Source organism: Mycobacterium sp. 1274761.0 (assembly GCF_001668615.1).
Classification (GTDB): Bacteria; Actinomycetota; Actinomycetes; order Mycobacteriales; family Mycobacteriaceae; genus Mycobacterium.
Map to the genome: position 1 here is coordinate 179061 of NZ_LZMC01000057.1, position 23030 is coordinate 202090.

26 protein-coding genes are annotated in these 23030 nt (G+C 66.7%); 10 read left to right on the top strand and 16 right to left on the bottom strand.

Annotated features, from left to right (window positions below; translation table 11 throughout):
* Positions 1 to 55: 55 nt before the first annotated feature.
* Entirely contained in the window at positions 56 to 1255 is a 1200-nt protein-coding gene (locus A5651_RS11460) for an MCE family protein (RefSeq protein ID WP_066979855.1), read from the bottom strand.
* 16 nt (positions 1256 to 1271) lie between these two features.
* Between A5651_RS11460 and A5651_RS11465 the strand changes: the two genes are divergently transcribed.
* The gene (locus tag A5651_RS11465) at positions 1272 to 1664 is read left to right on the top strand and encodes a sterol carrier family protein (protein ID WP_066979859.1); all 393 of its coding nucleotides are present in this window, start codon (positions 1272 to 1274) and stop codon (positions 1662 to 1664) included.
* Between the two features lie 135 nt (positions 1665 to 1799).
* Positions 1800 to 3329 (top strand): amidophosphoribosyltransferase, encoded by a 1530-nt coding sequence (gene purF / locus A5651_RS11470; protein WP_066979862.1) that lies wholly within the window; start codon positions 1800 to 1802, stop codon positions 3327 to 3329.
* Positions 3330 to 3344: 15 nt separating this feature from the next.
* On the opposite strand, the gene A5651_RS11475 is transcribed toward purF, so the two are convergent.
* Positions 3345 to 4322 carry an NAD(P)H-binding protein gene (locus A5651_RS11475; RefSeq protein ID WP_066979866.1) on the bottom strand — a complete coding sequence of 326 codons (978 nt, stop codon included), beginning with the start codon at positions 4320 to 4322 and terminating at the stop codon, positions 3345 to 3347.
* A 25-nt stretch (positions 4323 to 4347) separates the two neighbouring features.
* A complete protein-coding gene (locus tag A5651_RS11480) occupies positions 4348 to 4782 on the bottom strand; it encodes a cupin domain-containing protein (protein WP_066979870.1) in 435 nt (144 codons plus the stop codon).
* Positions 4783 to 4891: 109 nt separating this feature from the next.
* Between A5651_RS11480 and purM the strand changes: the two genes are divergently transcribed.
* Positions 4892 to 5965: a phosphoribosylformylglycinamidine cyclo-ligase gene (gene purM, locus A5651_RS11485; protein WP_066979873.1), complete on the top strand. Its 1074-nt coding sequence runs from the start codon at positions 4892 to 4894 to the stop codon at positions 5963 to 5965.
* 24 nt (positions 5966 to 5989) lie between these two features.
* Here purM and A5651_RS11490 read toward each other — a convergent pair whose 3' ends face one another.
* Positions 5990 to 6172: a DUF3073 domain-containing protein gene (locus A5651_RS11490; protein WP_066979876.1), complete on the bottom strand. Its 183-nt coding sequence runs from the start codon at positions 6170 to 6172 to the stop codon at positions 5990 to 5992.
* Positions 6173 to 6307: 135 nt separating this feature from the next.
* On the bottom strand, positions 6308 to 7381 hold the full coding sequence (locus tag A5651_RS11495) for a folate-binding protein YgfZ (RefSeq protein WP_066979879.1): 1074 nt from the start codon (positions 7379 to 7381) through the stop codon (positions 6308 to 6310).
* Positions 7382 to 7446: 65 nt separating this feature from the next.
* Between A5651_RS11495 and A5651_RS11500 the strand changes: the two genes are divergently transcribed.
* Positions 7447 to 8334: an aminodeoxychorismate lyase gene (locus tag A5651_RS11500; protein ID WP_066979882.1), complete on the top strand. Its 888-nt coding sequence runs from the start codon at positions 7447 to 7449 to the stop codon at positions 8332 to 8334.
* A gap of 374 nt (positions 8335 to 8708) precedes the next feature.
* Here A5651_RS11500 and A5651_RS11505 read toward each other — a convergent pair whose 3' ends face one another.
* The 8 genes from A5651_RS11505 to lmeA form a co-directional block, all read right to left on the bottom strand.
* The gene (locus A5651_RS11505) at positions 8709 to 8972 is read right to left on the bottom strand and encodes a hypothetical protein (RefSeq protein WP_066979885.1); all 264 of its coding nucleotides are present in this window, start codon (positions 8970 to 8972) and stop codon (positions 8709 to 8711) included.
* Entirely contained in the window at positions 8972 to 9601 is a 630-nt protein-coding gene (locus A5651_RS11510) for an FABP family protein (RefSeq protein ID WP_066979886.1), read from the bottom strand. Before A5651_RS11510 ends, A5651_RS11505 begins: the two co-directional genes overlap by 1 nt.
* Positions 9602 to 9807: 206 nt before the next feature.
* Positions 9808 to 10110 carry a DUF1416 domain-containing protein gene (locus tag A5651_RS11515; protein ID WP_066979887.1) on the bottom strand — a complete coding sequence of 101 codons (303 nt, stop codon included), beginning with the start codon at positions 10108 to 10110 and terminating at the stop codon, positions 9808 to 9810.
* A 1-nt stretch (position 10111) separates the two neighbouring features.
* Positions 10112 to 10945: a sulfurtransferase gene (locus A5651_RS11520; RefSeq protein WP_066979889.1), complete on the bottom strand. Its 834-nt coding sequence runs from the start codon at positions 10943 to 10945 to the stop codon at positions 10112 to 10114.
* Between the two features lie 36 nt (positions 10946 to 10981).
* The gene (locus tag A5651_RS11525; RefSeq protein ID WP_066979892.1) at positions 10982 to 11467 is read right to left on the bottom strand and encodes a DUF4395 domain-containing protein; all 486 of its coding nucleotides are present in this window, start codon (positions 11465 to 11467) and stop codon (positions 10982 to 10984) included.
* A 90-nt stretch (positions 11468 to 11557) separates the two neighbouring features.
* Positions 11558 to 11650 (bottom strand): Ms5788A family Cys-rich leader peptide, encoded by a 93-nt coding sequence (locus A5651_RS26415; protein WP_369803937.1) that lies wholly within the window; start codon positions 11648 to 11650, stop codon positions 11558 to 11560.
* A gap of 29 nt (positions 11651 to 11679) precedes the next feature.
* Positions 11680 to 12108 (bottom strand): thioredoxin family protein, encoded by a 429-nt coding sequence (locus A5651_RS11530; RefSeq protein ID WP_066979895.1) that lies wholly within the window; start codon positions 12106 to 12108, stop codon positions 11680 to 11682.
* Entirely contained in the window at positions 12105 to 12920 is an 816-nt protein-coding gene (gene lmeA / locus A5651_RS11535) for a mannan chain length control protein LmeA (RefSeq protein ID WP_066979898.1), read from the bottom strand. The genes A5651_RS11530 and lmeA overlap by 4 nt, the downstream gene beginning before the upstream one ends.
* A gap of 135 nt (positions 12921 to 13055) precedes the next feature.
* Between lmeA and A5651_RS11540 the strand changes: the two genes are divergently transcribed.
* From A5651_RS11540 to pstB, 6 genes are all read left to right on the top strand, one after another.
* Positions 13056 to 13871, top strand: coding sequence for a response regulator transcription factor (locus tag A5651_RS11540; RefSeq protein WP_231988658.1), 816 nt, complete (start codon positions 13056 to 13058; stop codon positions 13869 to 13871).
* 11 nt (positions 13872 to 13882) lie between these two features.
* The gene (gene mshD, locus A5651_RS11545; protein WP_082943712.1) at positions 13883 to 14767 is read left to right on the top strand and encodes a mycothiol synthase; all 885 of its coding nucleotides are present in this window, start codon (positions 13883 to 13885) and stop codon (positions 14765 to 14767) included.
* Between the two features lie 132 nt (positions 14768 to 14899).
* On the top strand, positions 14900 to 16021 hold the full coding sequence (gene pstS / locus A5651_RS11550) for a phosphate ABC transporter substrate-binding protein PstS (RefSeq protein ID WP_066979904.1): 1122 nt from the start codon (positions 14900 to 14902) through the stop codon (positions 16019 to 16021).
* Positions 16022 to 16098: 77 nt separating this feature from the next.
* On the top strand, positions 16099 to 17154 hold the full coding sequence (pstC, locus tag A5651_RS11555; protein ID WP_066979907.1) for a phosphate ABC transporter permease subunit PstC: 1056 nt from the start codon (positions 16099 to 16101) through the stop codon (positions 17152 to 17154).
* On the top strand, positions 17151 to 18065 hold the full coding sequence (gene pstA, locus A5651_RS11560; RefSeq protein ID WP_066979910.1) for a phosphate ABC transporter permease PstA: 915 nt from the start codon (positions 17151 to 17153) through the stop codon (positions 18063 to 18065). Before pstC ends, pstA begins: the two co-directional genes overlap by 4 nt.
* A gap of 13 nt (positions 18066 to 18078) precedes the next feature.
* Positions 18079 to 18855 (top strand): phosphate ABC transporter ATP-binding protein PstB, encoded by a 777-nt coding sequence (gene pstB / locus A5651_RS11565; RefSeq protein ID WP_066979913.1) that lies wholly within the window; start codon positions 18079 to 18081, stop codon positions 18853 to 18855.
* A gap of 7 nt (positions 18856 to 18862) precedes the next feature.
* Here the strand turns inward: pstB and phoU are convergent, their stop codons facing one another.
* The 3 genes from phoU to dusB all read right to left on the bottom strand — a co-directional run bounded on the left by phoU (position 18863) and on the right by dusB (position 23023).
* Positions 18863 to 19531 (bottom strand): phosphate signaling complex protein PhoU, encoded by a 669-nt coding sequence (gene phoU / locus A5651_RS11570; RefSeq protein WP_066979916.1) that lies wholly within the window; start codon positions 19529 to 19531, stop codon positions 18863 to 18865.
* Between the two features lie 77 nt (positions 19532 to 19608).
* Positions 19609 to 21711, bottom strand: coding sequence for an LCP family protein (locus A5651_RS11575; RefSeq protein ID WP_066979919.1), 2103 nt, complete (start codon positions 21709 to 21711; stop codon positions 19609 to 19611).
* A gap of 178 nt (positions 21712 to 21889) precedes the next feature.
* On the bottom strand, positions 21890 to 23023 hold the full coding sequence (dusB, locus tag A5651_RS11580; RefSeq protein ID WP_066979921.1) for a tRNA dihydrouridine synthase DusB: 1134 nt from the start codon (positions 23021 to 23023) through the stop codon (positions 21890 to 21892).
* Positions 23024 to 23030 lie beyond the last annotated feature (7 nt).

Below are 23030 nucleotides of genomic sequence, written 5' to 3' on the forward strand. Positions count from 1 at the left end.
GGCACACCTCTTCTCGCACTTTCGGTGCTGGAATATCGTTTCGCGGAAAGTGGGGCTACGGGTTGATCGTGTTCTCGCCGACCTGCCTACCCCAGATGTAATCCGACACCAGCGGGCTCGCGAGCTCGAAATGGTTGTAGGGCGCGATGCTGTAGCCGGTGTCCATCACCAGGTACGGGAACGGCCACAGATCTTTGGTGACCTTCTGCCAGCACCCCGGACGGCCCTCCGGTCCGCCGCGCGCGTTGACCCGTGGCAGGTTGTCCGGATAGATGAACGGGTTGCCGGGCAGCAGGATGGTGCCGTACGACTTCAGTGCATATCCGTTGTCGCCACCGAGCACCTTGGACAGCCGCGGCCGCACCTCATCGTAATTGCGGACGGTGCAGAAGATCATGGCCCGGTAATCGTCGAGCAGCTGCGTGGTGGGCAGCAGATCCTCGGCGGCCCGCACGAAGTACGGTCCACCGCGTTCGAAGCTGTCGGCCGTCTCGCCGAAGCCGATGGTGGCCATCAGCGCGGCGTCGATGCTCGCGCTTTGATCGTCGAGGGTGCGCGCGGTCGTCGCCGCATTGTCCAGACCGTCCCATAGGTCGGCAGCGTTGGCGTACACGTCCGAAAGGTCGGCGACGACCCTTGTGTCGGCGCGGAGTTGCGGCATCCGCGGAATCAGGTCGGCCATGATCTGGTTGCCGTCGATCAGCGAGTCGCCGAACTTCTGACCCAGCCCCGTCAGCGCCTGCGCGGTGGTGGTCAGCGTGGTGTTGAGCTTCACCGGGTCGACCTGCTCGGCGAGCCTTAGCGCGTTCTCGAACAGCGTGTTGAACTCCGTCGTCACCGACGACGCGTCGATAACGTCGTTGCTCGTAATGCGTTGCACATCAGGGCTTTCCGGTGAGCGCAACGATACGTACTTGTTGCCGAACACCGTCGTCGCCCTGATATCGGCGACCACATTACGCGGAATCAACGCCAGGTAGCGTGGGTCGACGCTCAGCGTCAGCTTGGCCCGCACCGCACCGTCGACGTCGAGATAGTCGACGGCCGCGACCTTTCCGATCTCCACGCCGTTGTAGGTCACCTTTGAGCCGGGGTCGACGACCAGGCCTGCACGCGGCGACAGCACCGTAAGCCGAGTCGTCGTCGCGAGCTCGCCGCGGAACTGGAGATACAGCAGGCTCGTCGCCACCGCGGCGAACACCAGCAGGAGCGCCCCGGCCGCCTTGTACGGCGGCGCGTGTCGGTCGACGGGCACCTTGAGACACTAAGTTATGCCCGCTCGCCGCACCGCTGATCCGGCGAAGACGCGTGCCGCCGTGCTCGCGGTCGCCGACTGGTTGCGTGACGAGAACCGGCCCGCCCCTGCGCGATCCGAGGTCGCCGACGCGGTCCGGCTCACCGCCCGCACGCTCGCCGCAACGGCGCCCGGCGCGAGCGTGGAGGTGCGCGTGCCGCCGTTCATCGCCGTCCAATGCATTCCGGGGCCGAAACACACCCGCGGCAACCCCCCCAACGTCGTCGAGACGGATGCGCGCACCTGGCTGCTGGTGGCCACGGGTCTGCTCAGCGTCCCCGCCGCGGCCTCCGCCGGTCGGCTGCAGCTGTCGGGCTCACGCGCCGGCGAGATCGCGACGCTGTTGCCGGTGGTACCGCTCGACAACTGACCGCCCTCGGGGAATCCGAGGGCGGCTGCAACCGTTGTTGTCGAGGACGACATGAGCGCACACGACTTTCGTGATTGACCTGTTGTCCCCGTAGACTGACCACGTCACCCACCGCCCCATGGGAGCAGCCCTATCGTGACCGGCGAGCAAACCGAGCCCGAACCAAGAGAAGAGTGCGGCGTCTTCGGCGTCTGGGCCCCCGGCGAAGAGGTCGCCAAACTCACCTACTACGGCCTGTACGCCCTGCAACACCGGGGTCAGGAGGCCGCAGGCATCGCCGTCGCCGACGGTTCCCAGGTGCTGGTCTTCAAGGACCTTGGCCTGGTCAGTCAGGTCTTCGACGAGCAAACACTCGCTGCGATGGACGGCCACGTCGCCATCGGCCACTGCCGCTACTCCACGACCGGCTCGACCACGTGGGAGAACGCCCAGCCTGTGTTTCGCAACACAGCCGCGGGCACCGGCGTCGCGCTCGGCCACAACGGAAACCTGGTCAACGCCACCGAGCTGGCCGCCCGCGCCCGCGAGGCCGGACTGCTCAACACGCGCGGCGGCTCGGTGGCCACCACCGACTCCGACATCCTCGGTGCGCTGCTGGCACACGGGGCCGCCGACTCCTCGCTCGAGCAGGCCGCGCTCGAGTTGCTACCGACCGTGCGCGGGGCGTTCTGCCTGACGTTCATGGACGAAAACACCCTGTATGCCGCCCGCGACCCCTACGGTGTGCGGCCGCTGTCGCTGGGCCGTCTCGACCGCGGCTGGGTGGTCGCCTCGGAGACCGCGGCTCTCGACATCGTCGGCGCGTCCTTCGTCCGCGACATCGAGCCAGGTGAACTGCTGGCCATCGACGCCGACGGGGTGCGCTCCAGCCGGTTCGCGCCGCCGTCACCCAAGGGCTGTGTCTTCGAATACGTGTATTTGGCGCGGCCCGACAGCACCATCGGCGGCCGGTCGGTGCACAAGACCCGTGTCGACATCGGCCGCAGGCTGGCCCAGGAGCGGCCGGTCGAGGCCGACCTCGTCATCGGCGTCCCGGAATCGGGCACCCCGGCCGCGGTTGGCTACGCCCAGGAGTCGGGCATCCCGTTCGGCCAGGGCCTGACCAAGAACGCCTATGTCGGGCGGACGTTCATCCAGCCCTCGCAGACGATTCGCCAACTCGGCATCCGGCTCAAGCTCAACCCGCTCAAAGAGGTCATCCGCGGCAAGCGATTGATCGTCGTCGACGACTCGATCGTGCGCGGCAACACCCAGCGCGCGCTGGTCCGGATGCTGCGCGAGGCCGGCGCCGTCGAGGTGCACGTCCGCATCGCTTCCCCGCCGGTGAAGTGGCCGTGCTTCTACGGCATCGATTTCGCGACACCCGCCGAGCTCATCGCCAACGCGTCGAGCACCCAGGGCGACGAAGAAGAGATGGTGGAGGCCGTCCGCCACGGCATCGGCGCCGACTCGCTGGGCTACATCTCCCAGCACGGCATGATCGCCGCCACCGAGCAGCCCACTTCGCGACTGTGCTCGGCGTGCTTCGACGGCAAGTACCCGATCGAGCTGCCCGGCGAGACGGCGCTGGGCAAGAACGTCATCGAGCACATGCTCGCGACCGCCGCCCGCACCGGCGTGCCGTTGGTCGAGAACGACAACGCCTCGGCGCTGCGTCGCCCCTGACTGCTCCTCACAAACCTATTGCGGCGCAGTGGAACTGAACTTCCACAGCCGACGCTTGCCGCCGCCCGACGCGGTACCGTCGTCGCGCAGCGCCTTGGCGACGGCATCGCGGTAACTCGTCAGGCCGCCTTCCGGGCGGTCGATGACCGTATCGACGTCGTGGTTGAGCATCACCGCGTTACATTCCAGCGACTCCACCAGCGGGCGGGCGATTCCCGACGCGATAGGCGTCACCAATCCCACCCACAGACTGGCGATCGTGGGCGTCAGGAACGGAATGACGACGATGAGTCTGCGTCGCAGGCCTGCGACGTCGGCGTAGACCTGCATCGCGTCGCCGTACTCCATCACGTCGGGACCGCCGATGTCCCAGGTTCGTGACCTCGGGACCTCGACGGTGGCGGCGGCCGTCAGATAGTGAAGCGCATCGTCGATCGCGATTGGCTGGATCTTGTTGCGCACCCACTTCGGCGTCGTCATCGCCGGAAGTCGGTCGGTCAGGTGGCGGATCATCTCGAATGACGCCGACCCGCTGCCGATCACAACGCCTGCCTGCAGCACCACGGTCTCGATGCCCGAGTCGATCAGGATCTCGCCGACCTCGGTGCGCGACGCCAGATGTCGCGACAACTCGGTGTCGTCCGGGTGAAGTCCGCTCAGATAGACCAGCCGGCGCACGCCCGTGCGGCGCGCCGCTTCCACGACGTTGCCGGCCGATTGCCTCTCCTCGGCGACGAAGTCCTTGGCCGTGCCCATCGAGTGGACCAGGTAGTAGACGACGTCGACGCCGTCGAAAGCCGCCTCGAGCGAATCGGGTTCGGTGAGATCGCCTTGGACCACCTCGACGTGCTCGCGCCACGGCGCCGTCGCGAGCTTGTCGGGGTTGCGCGCCATGGCGCGCACCTGCAGCCCAGCCTCGACCAGCCGCGGCACCAATCGACCCCCGATGTAACCGGTCGCACCGGTCACCAGACAGCGAACGTCTTCACCCACGCCGACAGATGACCCCGTCTGGTCGTCAGTCAAACCCGCAACCCGGATCGGGCGCGTCGTCGGACAGCGGTGCCCCCGAGGGATCGACGTAGAGCACCTGTAGGACCAACGGCTCGGGACCGAGGTTACGGCCGATGTGCACGTAGTCCGGCCCGCCCTTCTCCGCGAGGCTCTGGCCGGCCACATATACCCCGTCCACCGAGCAGTCGGCCCGGTTATGGGTCAGCACGCCCTCTTTGACGACGGCGAAAAGCTGACCGTCATGCGAGTGCCAGCCGGTGCTGCCTCCCGGGGCGATGGTGATCTCGCGGAAGATGTAGTCCTTGCCGTCGTCGGACATTTGCCACAGCACGGTGCCGTCGGTGTCTCGCGGCGCAGTGGCCGAGGCGGTGCCGGCGGCGGCTGGCGACATTGCCGTGATCGCGGCGGCGGCCAGCGCAAACCAGGCAACGGTCTTCATGGACGGCCACGTTTTCACACCGAAGCTCGTTCGCGCTTCATCTCGGCCAGAAAACGTACAGCGACCGGCGCATACCGTGCGGTCCTTGCGACCGGTAGATTTGGCGGCGATGACGGATCGCGCCGCACAACACGGCATCTCCTATGCATCGGCCGGGGTGGACATCGAAGCTGGTGACCGCGCCGTCGAACTGTTCAAACCGCTGGCGAGCAAGGCGACCAGACCCGAGGTACGAGGCGGGCTGGGCGGCTTCGCGGGCCTGTTCGCGCTGCGCGGCGGCTACCGTGAGCCGGTGCTGGCGGCGTCGACCGACGGGGTCGGCACCAAGCTGGCCGTCGCGCAGGCGATGGACAAGCACGACACCGTCGGCCTCGACCTCGTCGCGATGGTCGTCGACGACCTCGTGGTGTGCGGTGCCGAGCCGCTGTTCCTGCAGGACTACATCGCCGTCGGCCGTACCGTTCCCGAGCGGGTGAGCGAGCTGGTGTCCGGCATCGCCAACGGTTGCGTGATCGCCGGCTGTGCGCTGCTGGGCGGGGAGACCGCCGAACACCCCGGGCTGATGGCTCCCGATCACTACGACATCTCCGCGACCGGGGTTGGCATCGTTGAAGCCGACGATGTGCTGGGCCCTGAGCGGGTCAAGCCGGGCGACGTTGTGATCGCCATGGCGTCCACCGGTTTGCACTCCAACGGCTACTCGCTGGCGCGCCACGTGCTGCTGGAGATCGATCACATGAACCTGGCCGGCCACGTCGAAGAGTTCGGCCGGACGCTCGGGGAGGAGCTGCTCGAGCCAACCCGCATCTACGCCAAGGACTGCCTGGCGCTGACCGCCGAAACCCAGGTGCGCACGTTCTGCCACGTCACCGGCGGCGGGTTGGCAGGCAACCTTGAGCGCGTCATCCCGCCGGGGCTGGTGGCCGAGGTGGATCGCGGGACATGGACGCCTGCGCCGGTGTTCGGGATGATCGGCCAGCGCGGCCGGATCGAACGTGCCGAGATGGAGAGGACGTTCAACATGGGTGTCGGCATGGTCGCCGTCGTCGCGCCCGAGGACACCGACCGGGCGCTGGCGATCCTGACCGCACGCCACCTGGACTGCTGGATTCTCGGCACCGTCAAGAAGGGCGCCAAGGGCGGACCGCGCGCTGAACTCGTGGGTCAGCACCCACGTTTCTAACGAGAGATCCGCGCAGTGTCGCGGCTAGCGGCGCCAGTCGTCCTCGCCCCAACCGCCGCCGTCGGCGCCGTTGAGGTCGTCGTCGGTGTTGGTCGCTTCCGAACCCGCCAGCTCGCGCTGGAGCCGCTCGAAATCGGTCTGCGGTGAGCTGTATTTGAGCTCACGAGCAACCTTGGTCTGCTTTGCCTTCGCCCGGCCGCGGCCCATGGGGGGACCCCCTCGCGCAATAACGGAGCGGCCCGATGAGAAGGCGGCTCCGATCTGTGTGTCTTTATTGTCCTGCCAACACTTTACCGTGCCCGGCTGCGCTCCGCTGGCAGGCCCGTTTCTGCGCGTATCGGCTCACCGCGCTCCGCCCCGCAGCCGCTCGACCGCTAACCGCCCGGCTCCGGCCACATCGGTGGCCGGCAGCGAATCGGCGTCGATCACCGCGGGCACCTCGATGTCACCGCCGGTGGTCAGCGCCGTATCCGCGGGCAGGCCGCGCTTGAGCAAGGCCAGGGCCACGGGACCGAGGTCGACGTGATCGACGACGGTGCCGAGGCGGCCGACGGTCCGGCCGCCGGCGAGCACAGGATCGCCCGTCGCGGGCCGGTCGGTAGACCCGTCGAGATGAAGCAGCACCAGCATCCGCGGCGGTTTGCCCAGGTTATGGACCCGAGCGACGGTTTCCTGACCGCGGTAACAGCCCTTGTCCAGGTGCACCGCGCTGCCGATCCAGCCGACCTCGTGGGGGATCGTCCGCTCGTCGGTGTCCACGCCCAGCCGCGGCCGCAGCGCGACGACGCGGTACGCCTCGTAGGCCCACACGCCGGCTCGCCGCACGCCTGCCACAGTCAACCGATCAAGCCAGCCGGCGGCCTGCCCGCGCGCTACGACGAGGTCGATCTCGATGTCCGGTCCGCTCATCCGCCGCACGAAGCCGCCGTCGGCGAGCGGGGTCGCGGTGTTTTCAGCCGGTAGCGAACCCAGCCCGAGCACGCCGAGGACTTCGGCGTCGGCTAGCCGTCGCCCCAGCAGCGACAGCACGGCCAGATCGGCCGGCTCGATCGCGACGTCGGCCCAGAACACCATCTTGCGCAGATAGGCCAGCAGCGGCTCGCCGCGCCACGGCTCGGTGTCGAGGTAGGTCGCGCCGCCGACTTCGGTCTGGATCCAGTGATCTTCGACACGGCCCTGCCCGTCGAGGCTCAGGTTCTGGGTGACCGCGCCGTCGGGCTGTTCGCTGACGTGCTGGCTGGAGATGCTGTGCAACCAACTCTTGCGGTCGCCGCCGGTCAGCTCGAGCACGGCGCGATGGGAGCGGTCCACCACCACAGCCTCGTCGGCGGCGGCGCGTTGCTCGCCGAGCGGGTCGCCGTAGTGCCAGACGGCGCCTGCGTCGGGTCCCGAATCCGGGGCGGGAACTGCTGACATGGCTTCAACTCTACGTACGTGGCTCCTCGCACCGATGCTCGTCGGCGGCGCTACGCTTCTTGGCCATGGCGAGCGAACCGGGCGTGGTGGTCACGCTCGACGGGCAGTTGCGGGACCCGCGCACACCTCTGTTGCACGCCGATGATCTGGCCGTCGTACGCGGCGACGGCATCTTTGAGTCGCTGCTGGTCCGCGATGGGCGCCCCTGCCTGCTGGAGTCTCATCTGGGGCGGTTGACGCAGTCGGCGCGGCTGATGGATCTGCCCGAGCCCGACTTGGCGCGCTGGCGGGCCGCGGTGGCCGCCGCAGTGTCTCGCTGGGCCGAGCAGGGCGGCGGCGAAGGTGTGCTGCGGCTCATCTACAGCCGGGGACGCGAAAGCGGATCCGGACCGACCGCGTTCGCGATGATCGGCGCGGTGCCCGACCGGGTGGCCGCGGTGCGCGCCGACGGTCTGGCGGCCGTGACACTGGACCGCGGGCTGCCGGCCGACGGTGCCGCCGAAATGCCGTGGCTGCTGGCGGGCGCCAAGACGCTGTCCTACGCGGTGAACATGGCGGCGCTGCGCCACGCCGAGCGCCACGGCGCCGGCGACGTGATCTTCGTCAGCCCCGAGGGTCAGGTGCTGGAGGGGCCGCGGTCGACCGTGGTCATCGCCGCCGACGCCGAGGGGGGCGCCGGGCGTCCTTGCTTTTTCACCCCGCCGCCCTGGTATCCGATCTTGCGCGGCACCACACAGCAGGCGCTGTTCGAGGTGGCCCGCAACAAGGGTTACGACTGCGACTACCGAGCCCTGCGTCCGGCGGATCTTCTTGCCGCACAGGGTGTTTGGCTGGTGTCGAGCATTACCCTCGCCGCTCGGGTGCACACGTTGGACGGCAAACCGCTGCGCCCTTCGCCGATGGCGGCCGAATTCAGCGGGCTCATCGACGCCGCGATCCTCAGCGATCGCTGAGCGCGTAACGGCCGATAATCGCTTGTCGCAGTAGGGCAGTGCGAGTACGGTCGGCCGTACACAGGGAAGGAGGTGGTCCGTCAAATTGAGTGACTTATGGACATGTGAGGTGGCTGCGAGCTAGCAGCGCCGGGGAGTCACCTGCAGCGCGCTGGCGAATTCCCCGCAGCCACCCGGCCCCCGAGCCCCTCGGTTTTCGTCCGACCAGGAACAGCGGCTCGGGGGCCGCTCCATTTCCGCGTATGGCCTGGTGGGCTAGCGCCACAGCGCACGGGTGCGCGATGATGCGGCCCATGCCTGCGCAGTGGCGACGTTCTCGGCGCTGACCGCTGCGCGGATCAGCTGCGCTCCGGTGGCTGACCCCTTTTTCTGCGTTAGCCGCCGTCAGGGCCGGGCGCCAGCGATGCGCACGCCTGCGTCGCCTTGTGCCAGGTCGCCTCGTCAGTACCCGGCGGTGGCCCGGCGACCGGTCCAGGCGGAGTCGAAACGCCATGTTCGTGAAGACAATTCGCCCATGCGCCATGCCCGCCGGTGGCGGGCGGCTGCGTCGTCGACTCCTGCGACGGCGTCTCGTTCGACGAGCAGCCCGCGACCACAATGACCGCAGCGAACACCGTGGCCAACCCGATCCTGCGCATCAGCCGACGAACCTCGACAGCCGCGCGGACAGATGCGGCACCAAGCCGCCGTCGGCGTCCACGCGTTCCTCTACGTAAGCCAAATCGCCCCCTTCGACGATGCCGTACAACCGTTTCGCGCCACCAACCAACATGCCAGACTTGCTGCGTGCCAGGGCATCGGTGACCAATTCCCATGACGACTGATTGCGCGGCTGACCGTAGAACAACTCCACGTAGCCCGCGGAGTGGGCCAGCAGCAGTTCGATCGCCTGAGACTCGGTCGGGTCGTTGGGATCACTGACGAAGCGCCAGAAGCCCGACTCGCGCAGGCCGCGCTGTTCGTATTCCCCAGAGTCGGTGAGCCGCCAGGAGCGTGCTTCCCAGATCAGATAGTCCCCGCCGTCGTGCGAGACGACGATCTGCTGACCGAACCGGTAGTCACCATGGGTTCCCCGGCCTTCTCCCTCGCCGCGCCACACCCCGACCAGCGGCAGCAGCGCCAGCAGCGCATCGTTGAGGTCTGCGCCTTCGCGCAGGTTCGCGGTATCGGCCGGTGCCGGCAGGTCGGAGAAGACCGGGATGTTGCGCGCCGCGGTTGTTTTCGCGCGCTCGGCCGCTGCCCGGACGGCGTCGTCGCCGGAGGTCACGACTCGTCGGTGATCAGCCGGTACAGCGCATAAAGCGCGAACCACGTGATGACCACGACGGCCGTCACCAGCAGGATTTCGAACAGCAGCACCACGGCGTCGAGTCTAGTCGTCGGCCCGGAAGCTCACCTGCCCGGGCCGAACGTGAACTTGTGCCCGAGATTTCGCAACTTCTTCGAACACAAGCTCACGTTGGAGCTCAAGATCTAGGCGACCTTGACATCGACCTCGTGGATGCCCGCGCCCGACGGCGCGATGCTGGCGTCGCCGTTGCCCGCGGGGGACAGCGCGCGCAGCGTCCACGTGCCGGGTGCGGCGAAGAACCGGAAGTCACCGGTGGCCGAGGCGACCACTTCGGCGGTGAACTCGTCGGAGGCATCCAACAGACGCACGAACGCGCCACCGACGGTCTGACCGGAGCCGTCGACGACGCGACCGGTGATCACCGTTTCCTTTTCCAGGTCAACGCCGGCCGGCAGCGTTTGTCCTTGTTTGGGTGCAGAGCACATATCAACTTCCCAACTCGATCGGGGCCCCCACCAGGGAGCCGTATTCCGTCCAACTGCCGTCGTAATTCTTGACGTTCTTGTGTCCCAACAACTCCTGCAGCACGAACCAGGTGTGCGAGCTGCGCTCACCGATCCGGCAGTACGCGATGGTCTCCTTCTCACCATCCAGCCCGGCCTCGGCGTACAACTTGGCCAGGTCTTCGTCGGACTTGAATGTGCCGTCCTCGTTGGCCGCCTTGCTCCAAGGAACATTGATGGCGCCCGGGATATGCCCAGGCCGCTGGCTCTGCTCCTGCGGCAGATGCGCGGGGGCGAGGATCTTGCCGGAGAATTCGTCGGGCGAGCGCACGTCGACGAGGTTCTTCTCGCCGATCGCGTTGATCACCTCGTCGCGGAACGCCCGGATGCTGTTGTCGGGTGCCTTGGCGGTGTAACTGGTCGACGGGCGGTTGGGCACGTCGGTGACCAGGGGGCGGCCGTCCAGCTCCCACTTCTTGCGACCGCCGTCGAGAAGCTTGACGTTCTCGTGGCCGTAGAGCTTGAAGTACCAGTAGGCGTAGGCGGCGAACCAGTTGTTGTTGCCGCCGTAGAGGATCACCGTGTCGTCGTTGCTGATACCGCGGTCGGACAGCAGCTTCGAAAACTGCTGTGCGTCAACGAAGTCGCGCCGCACCGGATCCTGCAGGTCGGTCTTCCAGTCCAGCTTGACCGCGCCGGCGATGTGTCCGCCGTCGTAGGCGGAGGTGTCTTCGTCGACCTCGACGAAGACGGTGTTCGGCGCATCGAGATTGCTCTCGGCCCAGTCAACTGAGACCAGGACGTCTGAGCGAGCCATTGAGGGGATCCTTTCGATTGCTTGATATTCGAGTTTTTACGCAGGAGAGGTGGTGCGACGGAATCGCGTCACCAAGGGATAGAGCTGGCAGCCGAGGCAGATGGCGAACGCTGCGTTGAGGAACGCGGCGACCAACGCGAAGCCGGTGGCGATCAGCCCCAGCGTGCCCAGCCCGGTCGCGAAGCCGGCGGTGCCGACGACGGCGAACACGAACCCGACCAGCTGGGCGAACTTCAGCGGCGGCACCGGCTCCTTCTCTGAGACAGGGGCGAGCCGGGGCGCGACGACATTAGCGAAGATCAGGCCGTACGGGTGTTTTCGCGGGCCGCGGACCGCGCCGATCGCGAAGACGCCGGCCTGCAGCCCGAGGATCACCGCTGCCACGGTAAGGCTGACCGTCGAGACCAGCAGTGTGGCGACCAGAACCACCGTGGTGACCCAGGCGGCGAAGCGGGGTCCGCGCACGTCCACCTGGTCGACGGCGGCAACGGTTCTGGGTGGCGATCCGGTTTCGGATGTCATGGAAAATCACTCCTGTTGTGCTGATAGGGCTGGGTACGAGCAGGCCACATGGGCTGCTCAGAGCGAGCGCGCGTGACGGCGCGGCTGCGCTCAGCAGCTACAACAACAACAACAAGAACCCGCGACGCGGCACAGATCGACTGCGCGGCGCTTGGTGAGGCTCACCACTAGGCGGGTTGACACGCCGGACAGCTTACCTAATGACAGGGTGATCAAGCCAACAGCGGGCCCAGCGCCGACCGCAGGTCAGCGGCGGTCGGAACGCCGGTGGCCCGGTACCGCTGGCGGCCGTCTGCGTCGAAAATGAATGTGGTCGGCAAAGACAGCACCGAAAGACGCCGTGCCGCGTCGGGATTCGCGTCCATGTCGATCTCCACGTGCGCCACTGCAGGCAGTTCAGCGCATACCTGATCGACCACCCGCCGCACCCCGGCGCAAGGACCACACCATATGGCGCTGAAGTGCACGACGGTTGGTCCGGTTCGCGACAGGCCGAGGCCGGAAATGTCGACGACCGAGGCCCCCGCGGTCTCGGTCGTGTCCTGCAGACCGGCGCGCAGCGCCAGCATCCTGTTGATCACGTACGCCATGCCGAAAGCAGCGATCAGCACGGCGACGACGGCGACAACGGAAGTGCTCATGGCTGTGTGAACTCGTTCAGCGTCACGGTTACTCCCTCGGCGATGCCCTCGATGATGACGTCGGAGCCACGGGCGCCCTCGCTGGTCGGGGGGATTCCGAAAGGCAGTGTCAGCCCAGGCAGCCTGGTGGTGAACTCGGCCAGCACAGCGGCCGTCTTGTCATCCGGGACCGCCTCGTCGGCGGTGCCGGCGCCGGTTAGCACATCTGTGGGAGTGAACACCAGCGTGGTGCGGTCCGGGCCCGCGACCGACAGGTCGACGGACACGCTCACCTTCTTGTCGAAGCCCGCCGCCTTCGGGGTACCGGTGAACACCAGACCCTTGTTTCCCGAGATTCCCGACTCGGTGGTGCCGCCGGTGGCGTTGTTGGCCTCCTTGAGCGGCTGTTCCACCAACAGATCCGGGATGCCCATGAAGCGGCCGAGGTGGGTGGAGTCGATGATGATGCGGCTTTCCACCTTGCCGACGGGCAGCTTGGTATCGGCGCCGATGAGCCAGGAATCGGTCGGCACGTCGACCGAATACAAGGTGGCCTCATAGGACGCCTTGCCCGCGACGGGGTGATCTACGCCATTGGCCCGAATTTCGATCTGTTCGTAGCGCCGGTCTCTGGCCTGGGTCACGAACGGGAAGCCGATGATGCCCACCCAAGGATCGAACGACAGCTTCGACTCCTCCCGTATGGCTCTGGCCAGGCGATATTCGGCGTAAATGGCCGCGACGAAGTCGGCGCCGACGGCCGCGACCGCCACCGCGGCCACCACGGATACCAGCCCGATAACCAGCTTGCGCACAGCCACATTCTTGCCCAACGGACCCGTCCCGCCCTGTTCGGCGCCGCTAATCGCCAGGTGTCGGGTTATCGTTATTGCACCGGTAACGTCCAGATGTCGGTTACGAATCTGGGAGGTATCCCGGACAGCGATGTCCGTCAACATCTGTCCGGCATGCTGGAGGGCCAGTTGGATCTACTGCTATTAACCGCCGATCCGCATCCGGAAACGGTGCTGCCCTCGTTGTCGCTGCTCGCTCACAATGTACGAACAGCGCCCACCGAGGTGTCTTCGTTGCTGGAGGCCGGCAGCGCCGACATCGCGATTGTCGATGCCCGGACCGATCTCGCCGCCGCGCGTGGCCTCTGCCGTCTGCTCGGCACGACGGGCACGTCGGTTCCCGTCGTGGCCGTGGTCACCGAGGGCGGGCTCGTCGCGGTCAACGTGGAGTGGGGGCTCGACGACATCCTGTTGCCGTCCACCGGCCCGGCCGAGATCGATGCGCGGCTGCGGTTGCTCGTCGGGCGCCGCGGGGGCGCGGCGAGCCAGGAGAACGCCGGCAAGATCAGTTTGGGGGAGCTGGTCATCGACGAGGGCACCTATACCGCTCGGCTACGCGGCCGGCCGCTCGACCTGACCTACAAGGAATTCGAGCTGCTGAAGTATCTGGCCCAGCACGCGGGCCGGGTCTTCACCCGCGCTCAGCTGCTGCAGGAGGTGTGGGGCTATGACTTTTTCGGGGGCACCCGCACCGTCGACGTCCACGTGCGGCGCCTGCGCGCCAAGCTCGGCACCGAGTACGAGTCGCTGATCGGCACGGTGCGCAACGTCGGTTACAAGGCGGTGCGCCCGGCCAGGGGACGCGCTCCCGCGCCCGGCGCGGATGCGCCCGACGACTTCGACCAGGGCTACGACCAGAACTATGACGAAGCCTATGACGCCCCTCTCGGACTGCCCGACGAGCTGGCTGATCCGCTACGCGCTCAGTGAGCCACCCGACGCTGCGCTGGCGTACCGGTCTCAGCGATGAGGAACAGCGCGCCGTTCGCGCGTTGATCGCCGCAGCTACGACCGAAGACGGCATCGCGCCCGTCGGGGACCAGGTGCTGCGCCAGCTGGCGCACGACCGCACTCGCCATCTGCTGGCGCTCGACGGTGACACCGTCGTCGGCTTTCTCGATCTCGCGCCGGCCACCGATGACGCGCCGCCGATGGCCGAACTGGTCGTGCACCCCGAATCGCGAAGGCGCGGCATCGGTTCGGCGATGGCCCGTGCTGCGCTGACCGAGGGCGACAGTGGCACGCGCATCTGGGCGCACGGCAATCTCGCACCGGCGCGGGCGACGGCAGCGGCGCTCGGCCTATCGGCCGTGCGTGAGCTGCTGCAGATGCGCCGCCCGCTCGCATCGGGGTTGCCGCCCGTATCGATTCCTTCCGGGGTGCGCATCGACACCTATCGCGGGCCGCAGGACGATGCCGAACTGCTGCGGGTCAACAACGCCGCATTCTCGTGGCATCCCGAGCAGGGCGGCTGGACGCAGGCCGATATCGACGAGCGTCGCGGCGAAGCGTGGTTCGATCCGCAGGGCTTGTTCCTGGCCTACGACCAGCAGAGCGGCCGGCTGCTCGGATTCCACTGGACGAAGGTGCACGACGAAAGCCTCGGCGAGGTGTACGTGGTGGGCGTCGACCCGGCCGCTCAGGGCCGCGGCCTCGGAGCGACGCTGACGCTGGTCGGGCTGCACCACCTCGACGAGCGGCTTTCGCGCGCCGCCGAACCGGCGGTGATGCTTTACGTCGAGGCAGATAACTCCGCGGCGGTGAACACCTATCGACGGCTGGGTTTCGACGTGAGCAACGCCGACGTGGCCTACGCCGCGAACTAGCACCGCAAGCTGGAAATCAGCTGGACCTGTTCACCGTTCGTTCACCTTCAATCCCTCGCGTGTCAACCGCGGCCGCATACGTTGCCGGGGAGTTCGCAAGTCGTCGGAATTCCTGAAAGAAAGCGGGATTAAGTGAAGCTCAACGGCATTGGCAAGGCCTTTGGTACGACCGTCTCTGTCGCGGCGCTCGCCGCGCTGACGTTGTCGGGGTGCGGCAGTGACAACAATTCGGGTACCGGCTCAGGCGCATCCGGGACAGCCGCATCATCGGAGGACTGCGGCGGCAAGAACTCGCTCACCGCAGAGGGTTCGACGGCTCAGCAGAACGCGATCGCGGAGTTCAACAAGGTCTGGGGCCAGGTCTGCCCGGGCAAGAACTTGTCCTACAACCCCACCGGCTCCGGCGCGGGCGTCGAGCAGTTCCTGGCCAAGCAGGTCGACTTCGCCGGCTCGGACTCGGCACTGAAGGACGATCAGGTGGCCAAGGGCACCGAACGCTGCGGCGGCAATCCGGCGTGGAACCTGCCGCTGGTGTTCGGCCCGGTGGCCATGGCCTACAACGTCGAGGGCGTCGACAAGCTCGTCGTCAGTGGGGATGTGCTGGCCAAGATCTTCCAGGGCCAGATCAAGAAGTGGAACGACCCGGCCATCGCGTCGCTGAACTCCGGCGCGACGCTGCCGGACGTGGACATCAAGCCGATCTACCGATCGGACTCCTCCGGCACCACCGACAACTTCCAGAAATACCTGGCGGCCGCCGCTCCGCAGGCGTGGACCAAGGGCGCGGGCAAGGAGTTCCAGGGCGGCGCAGGCGAAGGCGCGCAGAAGTCGTCGGGTGTCGTGCAGGCCATCCAGGCCACGCCGGGCGCCATCGGCTACGTCGAGAAGGGCTTCGCGCAGCAGGGCGGCCTGAAGGTCGCCCAGATCGACAGCGGAGGCGGAGCCGTCGAGCTCACCGACGAGTCGGCCCAAAAGGCCGTCGACAGCGCCAAGTTCAAGTCCGAGGGACAGGACCTCGTTCTCGACCTGAATGCGCTGTACGCGACGAAGGAAGCCGGTGTCTATCCGCTGATGCTGGCGACCTACGAGATCGTGTGCTCGAAGGGCTACGACCCGGACACCGCCGCGGCCGTAAAGTCGTTTCTGACCGTGGCCGCCAACCAGGGCCAGGCCAACCTCTCCGGGGCAGGCTACGTTCCGCTGCCCAGTGCGTTCAAGGAGCGGTTGCTGAAATCCGTCGACGCAATCGCTTAGATACGTAGCGCGGCGGCTCGCATGCGGGTGAGGATGGGCGCTGACGAGCGCTTGCGAGGAGCAAAGGGCTCTGACACATGACCGATAGGCTCGAGGTGACCGAATCTAGCGGACTGCCCAATCCGGCTGAAGCGGGTTCGGGTGAGGCTCTGGCGGTGCCTCACCCAGACCTGCCGATTATCTCGACGAACCCGTCGAAGAACGCCAAAGTTCGTCCGGGAGACCGGATCTTCGGCGGCCTCGCCGAAGGGTCCGGTGTCTTCATCGTCGTCATCATCGCGGCGATCGGGGCGTTTCTGCTGTGGCGTGCCGTTCCCGCGCTGAGCCGCAACGAGGAGAACTTCTTCCTCTACAGCGGAAACTGGGTCACCACCGACACGTCGGCGATGAAGTTCGGCATCCTCGACCTCCTGCAGGTCACCGTCTTCGTGTCGGTCTTCGCGCTGATCCTGGCCATGCCGGTGGCGCTGGGCATCGCGATCTTTTTGACGCAGTACGCACCACGGCGGGTGGCCGGTCCATTGGCCTACATGGTCGATCTGCTCGCGGCAGTGCCATCGATCATCTACGGCGTCTGGGGCCTGTATGTACTGGCGCCGGTGCTCAAGCCGTTTGCGACGTGGCTGAACGAGAACCTGAGCTGGCTGTTCCTGTTCGACACCGGCAACGCGTCGGTGGCCGGCGGCGGAACGATCTTCACCGCAGGCATCGTGCTGGCGGTGATGATCCTGCCGATCATCACCGCGGTCACCCGGGAGGTGTTCGTCCAGACTCCGCGCGGCCAGATCGAGGCGGCGCTGGCGCTGGGCGCCACCCGCTGGGAGGTGGTGAAGACCACCGTGCTGCCGTTCGGATTGTCGGGCTACATCAGCGGCGCGATGCTCGGCCTCGGCCGCGCGCTCGGTGAGACCATCGCGCTGCTGATCATTCTGCGTGGCACGCAGCAGGCGTTCGGCTGGTCGCTATTCGACGCCGGCTACACGTTCGCGAGCAAGATCGCAGCTGCCGCCTCGGAATTCAACGATCAGTACAAGGCGGGCGCCTACATTGCGGCCGGCCTCGTGCTGTTCATCTTGACGTTCATCGTCAACTCTCTGGCTCGCGCGGCCGTGGGCGGAAGGGGGAAGTCATGACCGCAACGCTGGACAAGCCGGTCAAGGCGCCCGCTTTCCAGAAGCTGAGCCTGCGCCGCAAGGTGGCCGACAATGTGGCGACGGTTCTGGTGACGCTGTCAGTTGTGATCGCCGTGGTGCCACTGTTGTGGGTGCTCTACACCGTGATCGCCAGGGGCTTTCACGCTGTCACATCGAGCACGTGGTGGTTCAACTCGCAGGCAGGCATGACCGCCTTCCAGGCGGGCGGCGGCGCTTACCACGCGATCGCCGGAACCCTGTTGCAGGGCTTGGTATGTGCGCTGATCTCGATCCCGATCGGGGTGTTCGTCGGCATCTATCTCGTCGAGTACGGCGGGGGCACCAGGCTCGGGAAGGTGACCACGTTCATGGTGGACATCCTCACCGGGGTGCCGTCGATCGTGGCGGCGCTGTTCATCTACGCACTCTGGGTCGCGACGCTGGGTTTTCAGCGTTCGGGCTTCGCGGTGTCACTTGCCTTGGTGCTGTTGATGATTCCGGTCATCGTGCGGTCCACCGAGGAGATGCTGCGCATCGTCCCGATGGACCTCCGCGAGGCGAGTTACGCGCTCGGCGTGCCGAAGTGGCGAACGATCACGTCGATCGTGATCCCCACCGCGCTGTCGGGCATCGTCACCGGCATCCTGCTCGCGCTGGCCCGCGTCATGGGCGAGACGGCACCGCTGCTGATCTTGGTGGGTTACGCACAGGCGATCAACTTCGATATGTTCAACGGGTTCATGGGATCGCTGCCCGGCATGATGTACGACCAGACCTCGGCTGGCGCAGGTGCGAATCCTGTTCCGACTGACCGCCTTTGGGGCGCCGCGCTGACCCTCATAGTGCTGATCGCGTTGCTCAACGTCGGCGCGCGGTTCATCGCCAAGTTCTTCGCCCCCAAGAAAGTTTAGGAGCACCAGAGAGATGGCCAAGCGCCTCGATCTCAAGGAAGTAAACATCTACTACGGCTCGTTTCATGCCGTGGCCGACGTGTCGATGGCCGTCCCGCCGCGCAGCGTGACGGCGTTCATCGGGCCGTCCGGGTGCGGCAAGTCGACGGTGCTGCGGACCCTGAACCGGATGCACGAAGTCATTCCCGGCGCGCGGGTCGAGGGTTCGGTCCTGCTGGACGGGGAAGACGTCTACGGCGCAGGCGTCGACCCGGTCGGCGTCCGCAAGACCATCGGTATGGTGTTTCAGCGGCCAAACCCGTTTCCCACCATGTCGATTCGCGACAACGTCGTGGCCGGCCTCAAGCTTCAGGGGGTGCGTAACAAGAAAACGCTCGACGAGGTGGCGGAAAAGTCGCTGAAGGGCGCCAACCTGTGGAACGAGGTCAAAGATCGACTGGACAGGCCGGGCGGTGGCCTGTCCGGTGGCCAGCAGCAGCGGCTGTGCATCGCACGTGCCATCGCGGTGCAGCCCGATGTCCTGCTGATGGACGAACCGTGTTCGGCGCTCGACCCCATCTCCACGCTGGCGATCGAGGATCTGATCGCCGAGCTCAAGCAGCAGTACACGATCGTGATCGTCACGCACAACATGCAGCAGGCCGCCCGGGTCAGCGATCAGACCGCCTTCTTCAACCTGGAGGCGACGGGCAAGCCGGGCAGGCTGATCGAGATCGACGACACCGAGAAGATCTTCTCCAACCCGACGCAGAAGGCCACCGAGGATTACATCTCGGGCCGGTTCGGCTGACGACAGCTCAACGCGGAGCTGGAATTTCGCTTTCGTCGGGCAACTTGCCGGTGGCCTGGAAGATGACGCGGCGGGCTACTTCGACGGCGTGGTCGGCGAACCGCTCGTAGAAGCGGCTCAGCAGCGTCACGTCAACGGCCGCAGTGACGCCGTGCTTCCACTCTTTGTCCATCAGCACGCTGAACAGATGGCGATGGAGGTCGTCCATGGCATCGTCTTCCTCGCCGATGCGCGCGGCCTTCTCGGGATCCTTGGTCAACAGCACCTCCTGGGCGCTGTTGCCGAGTTCCACTGCGACGCGGCCCATTTCGGCGAAGTAGCCGTTGACCTCTTCGGGCAGCGCATGCTGGGGATGACGGCGGCGGGCGATCTTGGCGACGTGCAGCGCCAGGGCACCCATCCGGTCGACGTCGGCGACGATCTGGATCGAGCTGACGATCGCACGCAGATCGCCCGCGACCGGCGCCTGCAGGGCCAGCAGCACGAACGCCGCCTCTTCGGCCCTGGCGCTCATCGAGGCAATCTGTTCGTGGTCGGTGATCACCTGCTCGGCAAGCAGCAGGTCGGCTTGCAGCAGGGCCTGGGTGGCGCGCTCCATTGCAACGCCTGCCAGCCCGCACATCTCGCCGAGCTGGTTGGTGAGCGCGTCTAGCTGCTCGTGGTACGCAGTTCGCATATGCCCAGCCTACGGGCATATCCGACGAATCGTCGCGATGTGGGCGGTGAACGAACGGTGAATGCCGCCCGTGAGCGCTACTCGCAGCGGGTATCGGCGGCGTTGGTGACCGTCAGGTCCTCCGGCAGCTGCGTGGGCGTGCTCCCGGTTCCGTGCAGCACGTGGACCTGCACCGACGATCCGCTCGGTTTCGGTGCGCCGACGGCTGAAAAGTCAGAGCCGAGCACCACCTGCACGGTTTTGCCCTTGCCGTTCACCCGCTCGATCGTCGGCGCGGTAAAGGCCGATGCCACCGTTGCCGCGGCCTCTTCGTTACCGGGTGAGAAGAACACCGTCGTCGAGGGCAGCGAACCCGGATAGTCGTCGGGTGTGATGACGTTGAAGCCGTGCTGCTGCAATTCCGTTGCGGCAGTTGCGCCTAGGCCGTCCTGGCCGGTCGAGTTCGATACCTGCACTGTGACAGATGCAGGCTCGGTGGTGATGGCATTGACCACCTCGCCGGCGTTCGCGGACACCTTCGACGTCGCGGTCTCGCTCGGGGTCGATTCGGTCGTCTGGTTCGTCAGCGACTCGGGCGTGCCCGGCACCGGTGTGTTGTCGGCGTTCTTCTCTTTCGGCAGCGGGTCGTCGTTGATGATCGCGTCGAAGATCGCGCGGGTGTCATCCTCGCGCAGATGCTCGTTGCCCCACTCGTCCATGTATCCCGTTGTCGGGACGGTGAGGAAGGTTATGCGTCCGGCGGCGACATTCTGCAGCGACTGGCCAAGCTCCACCAGGTCCTTGGTGTCGATGTTGTCGACGTAGCTATCGTTGATGAACTGGTTGACGACGTTGTTGAGCTTGTTCAGCGAGAAGAAGACCTCCTTGGAAATCAGGGAGCGCAGCAGCGATGACAGGAACAACTGCTGACGTTTGATGCGGCCGTAGTCACCGTTGGTCTCGGTGGTCACCTGCCGCGCCCGCACGTAGTTAAGCGCGGTGTGCCCGTCGACCATCTGGCGGCCCGCGCTGGCGAGCACAGTGCCGAGCTCGTAGTCCTCCAGCGGAGTGGTGCTGCAGACCTCCACACCGCCGAGCGCGTCGACCATCTTCGAGAACCCGGCGAAGTCGACGGCCATGAACCGGTTGATGGACAGGCCCGACATCTTCTGGATCACCTTCACCAGACATTTGGGGCCACCGAAGGAGAACGCGGAGTTCAGCTTGGTCTCGGTGTAGATCTGGTCGGGGCCGTAGCTGCCGGTCTGCTCGTCATACAGCGGACCGTATTCACCGGTCTCGGCGTTCCAGGCCTCGCACTTCATCGGTTCGATGTTCAGGTCGCGCGGAAACGACACCGCGACTACGCGTTCCCGGTTGGCCGGGATGTTGACCAGCATGATCGTGTCGGAGCGCGCGCCGCCTGCGTCCTCGGTGTCACCGGCACCCATCTCGGCGTTCTCACCGAAGCGGCTGTCGATGCCGACGATGAGGAAGTTCTCATCGCCGAATTGGGCGTTGGGGTCGAGGATGTCGCGCGAACCCGGATCGAGCGCCGACACCCGGTTCAACATGCTGTTCTTCGACGATTGCCACTGCCAGGCGCCTCCGGTCAAAGCCAGCGCCAGCACGGCGAAGACGGCGGCCAGGGCACGGCCGGCCACCATGACCCGCCGCCCGGACGTGCGCTTCTTCGGACGGTCGACGGTGTTATCGGGGAATCCCGCGGGGCGCTGCGGCACCACCCGCTCGAACCGGCGCAGCACGCCCAGGTCGGGGAGGTCGTCGGTGTGCGAGAGGGCGGGGATGATCTCGGTGTCCGGGTCGGACGGCTCGGCGGGCTTGCGTCGAAGCGGGCGCGGCTGCCGACGTGGCCGCTCGGCGGCGGGCGGGGTGGGCTCGCGCGTGACTGGAGGCTCCGGTTCGCCGTCGGTCGAGGAGCGCTTGCTGGGGAAATCGGCGGCCGAGGCGCCGGTGACCTTGGCGATCAGGTCGGCCACTGTCACACCGTCGGTATGGCTACCCGTAGAGCCCGTCGAGAATGAAACCGGCGACTCGGTGCTCTCGGAATCGACCCTCGTTTGGCGTTCCCACGGCGCGGCGGCTCGCGGTAGCCGAGGCGACCGGGTAAGCCACTCGTTGTCACCGGACGCGTCGGATGCGCGCGGGCGGCCAGGAGTGGCGTTTTCGCCGTCACTCATGTCCCTACTGGCCTCCGACCGTTTGAGCTGGCGTGCGCGTCGCTGCGCATCAGTCGCTGCGCTGCCGCCACCTGATTTGAAGCGGCACTATCCGTGGCCCCGAGTGCGGAGCCAATAACGACAAGACTCATATCGTACTGAGAGATCCTGTGAGACGTAATGTCGAGAGGGTCTCGGTTCACCCACCGGAATGCATCAGATCGGCGCCTGCGGGCACCGTGCAATCGTCGGGGTCGGCCAGCCAGCCCTCGGGCAGCGCCACCGATGCCGGTGAGCCCTGACGCCCACGCGGTCCGGTCGCGGCCTCGGGGAAGGGTACGTGCCCGTCCAACTTCGCCAGCAGTTCGTCGAGTTCAGCCCGCGTTTTGACGAGCGCCAAGGCGCGACGGAGCTCGGCGCCGGCGGGATAGCCGTGCAGATACCAGGCGATGTGCTTGCGGATGTCGCGCATGCCTTTGTCCTCGCCGAAGTGGGCGCTCAGCAGCTCGCCGTGCCTGCGGATGATCTCCGCGACCTCGCCGAGTGTGGGCGGTCTCACACTCGGGCGGCCGGCGAACGCGTCGGACAGTTCGGCGAACAGCCAGGGCCTGCCGAGACAGCCGCGTCCGATCACGACGCCGTCGCAGCCGGTGGCGGCCATCATGGCCAGCGCGTCATCGGCGTTGAAGATGTCCCCGTTGCCCAGCACCGGGATGCCGGTGACGTGCGACTTCAGGGCGGCGATCTGCTCCCAGTCGGCGGTCCCGGAGTAGCGCTGCGCGGCCGTGCGGGCATGCAGCGCGACGGCGGCTGCGCCTTCCTCGGCGGCGATCCGGCCGGCGTCGAGGTGGGTGTGGTGGGCGTCGTCGATGCCGATGCGGAACTTCACCGTCACCGGGACGTTCGACCCTTCGGTCGCACGGACTGCGGCGGCCACGATCTGACCGAACAGCCTGCGCTTATAGGGCAGCGCGGCGCCACCGCCGCGGCGCGTGACCTTCGGGACAGGGCAGCCGAAGTTCATGTCGATGTGGTCGGCGAGGTCCTCGTCGACAATCATCTTGGCCGCGGCGTAGGTGTTCTCCGGGTCCACCGCGTAAAGCTGCAGCGAGCGCGGCGACTCGTCGGGTGCGAACGTCGTCATGTGCATGGTCACTGGATGACGCTCGACGAGCGCGCGGGCGGTGACCATCTCGCAGACGTAAAGCCCGCTGACCGTGCCGGCCCGGGCCAATTCGAGTTCGCGGCACAGGGTGCGGAACGCGACGTTCGTGACGCCTGCCATCGGCGCCAGCACCACGGGGCTGGCCAGCCGAAGAGGACCGATCCGCAGCCGTGCG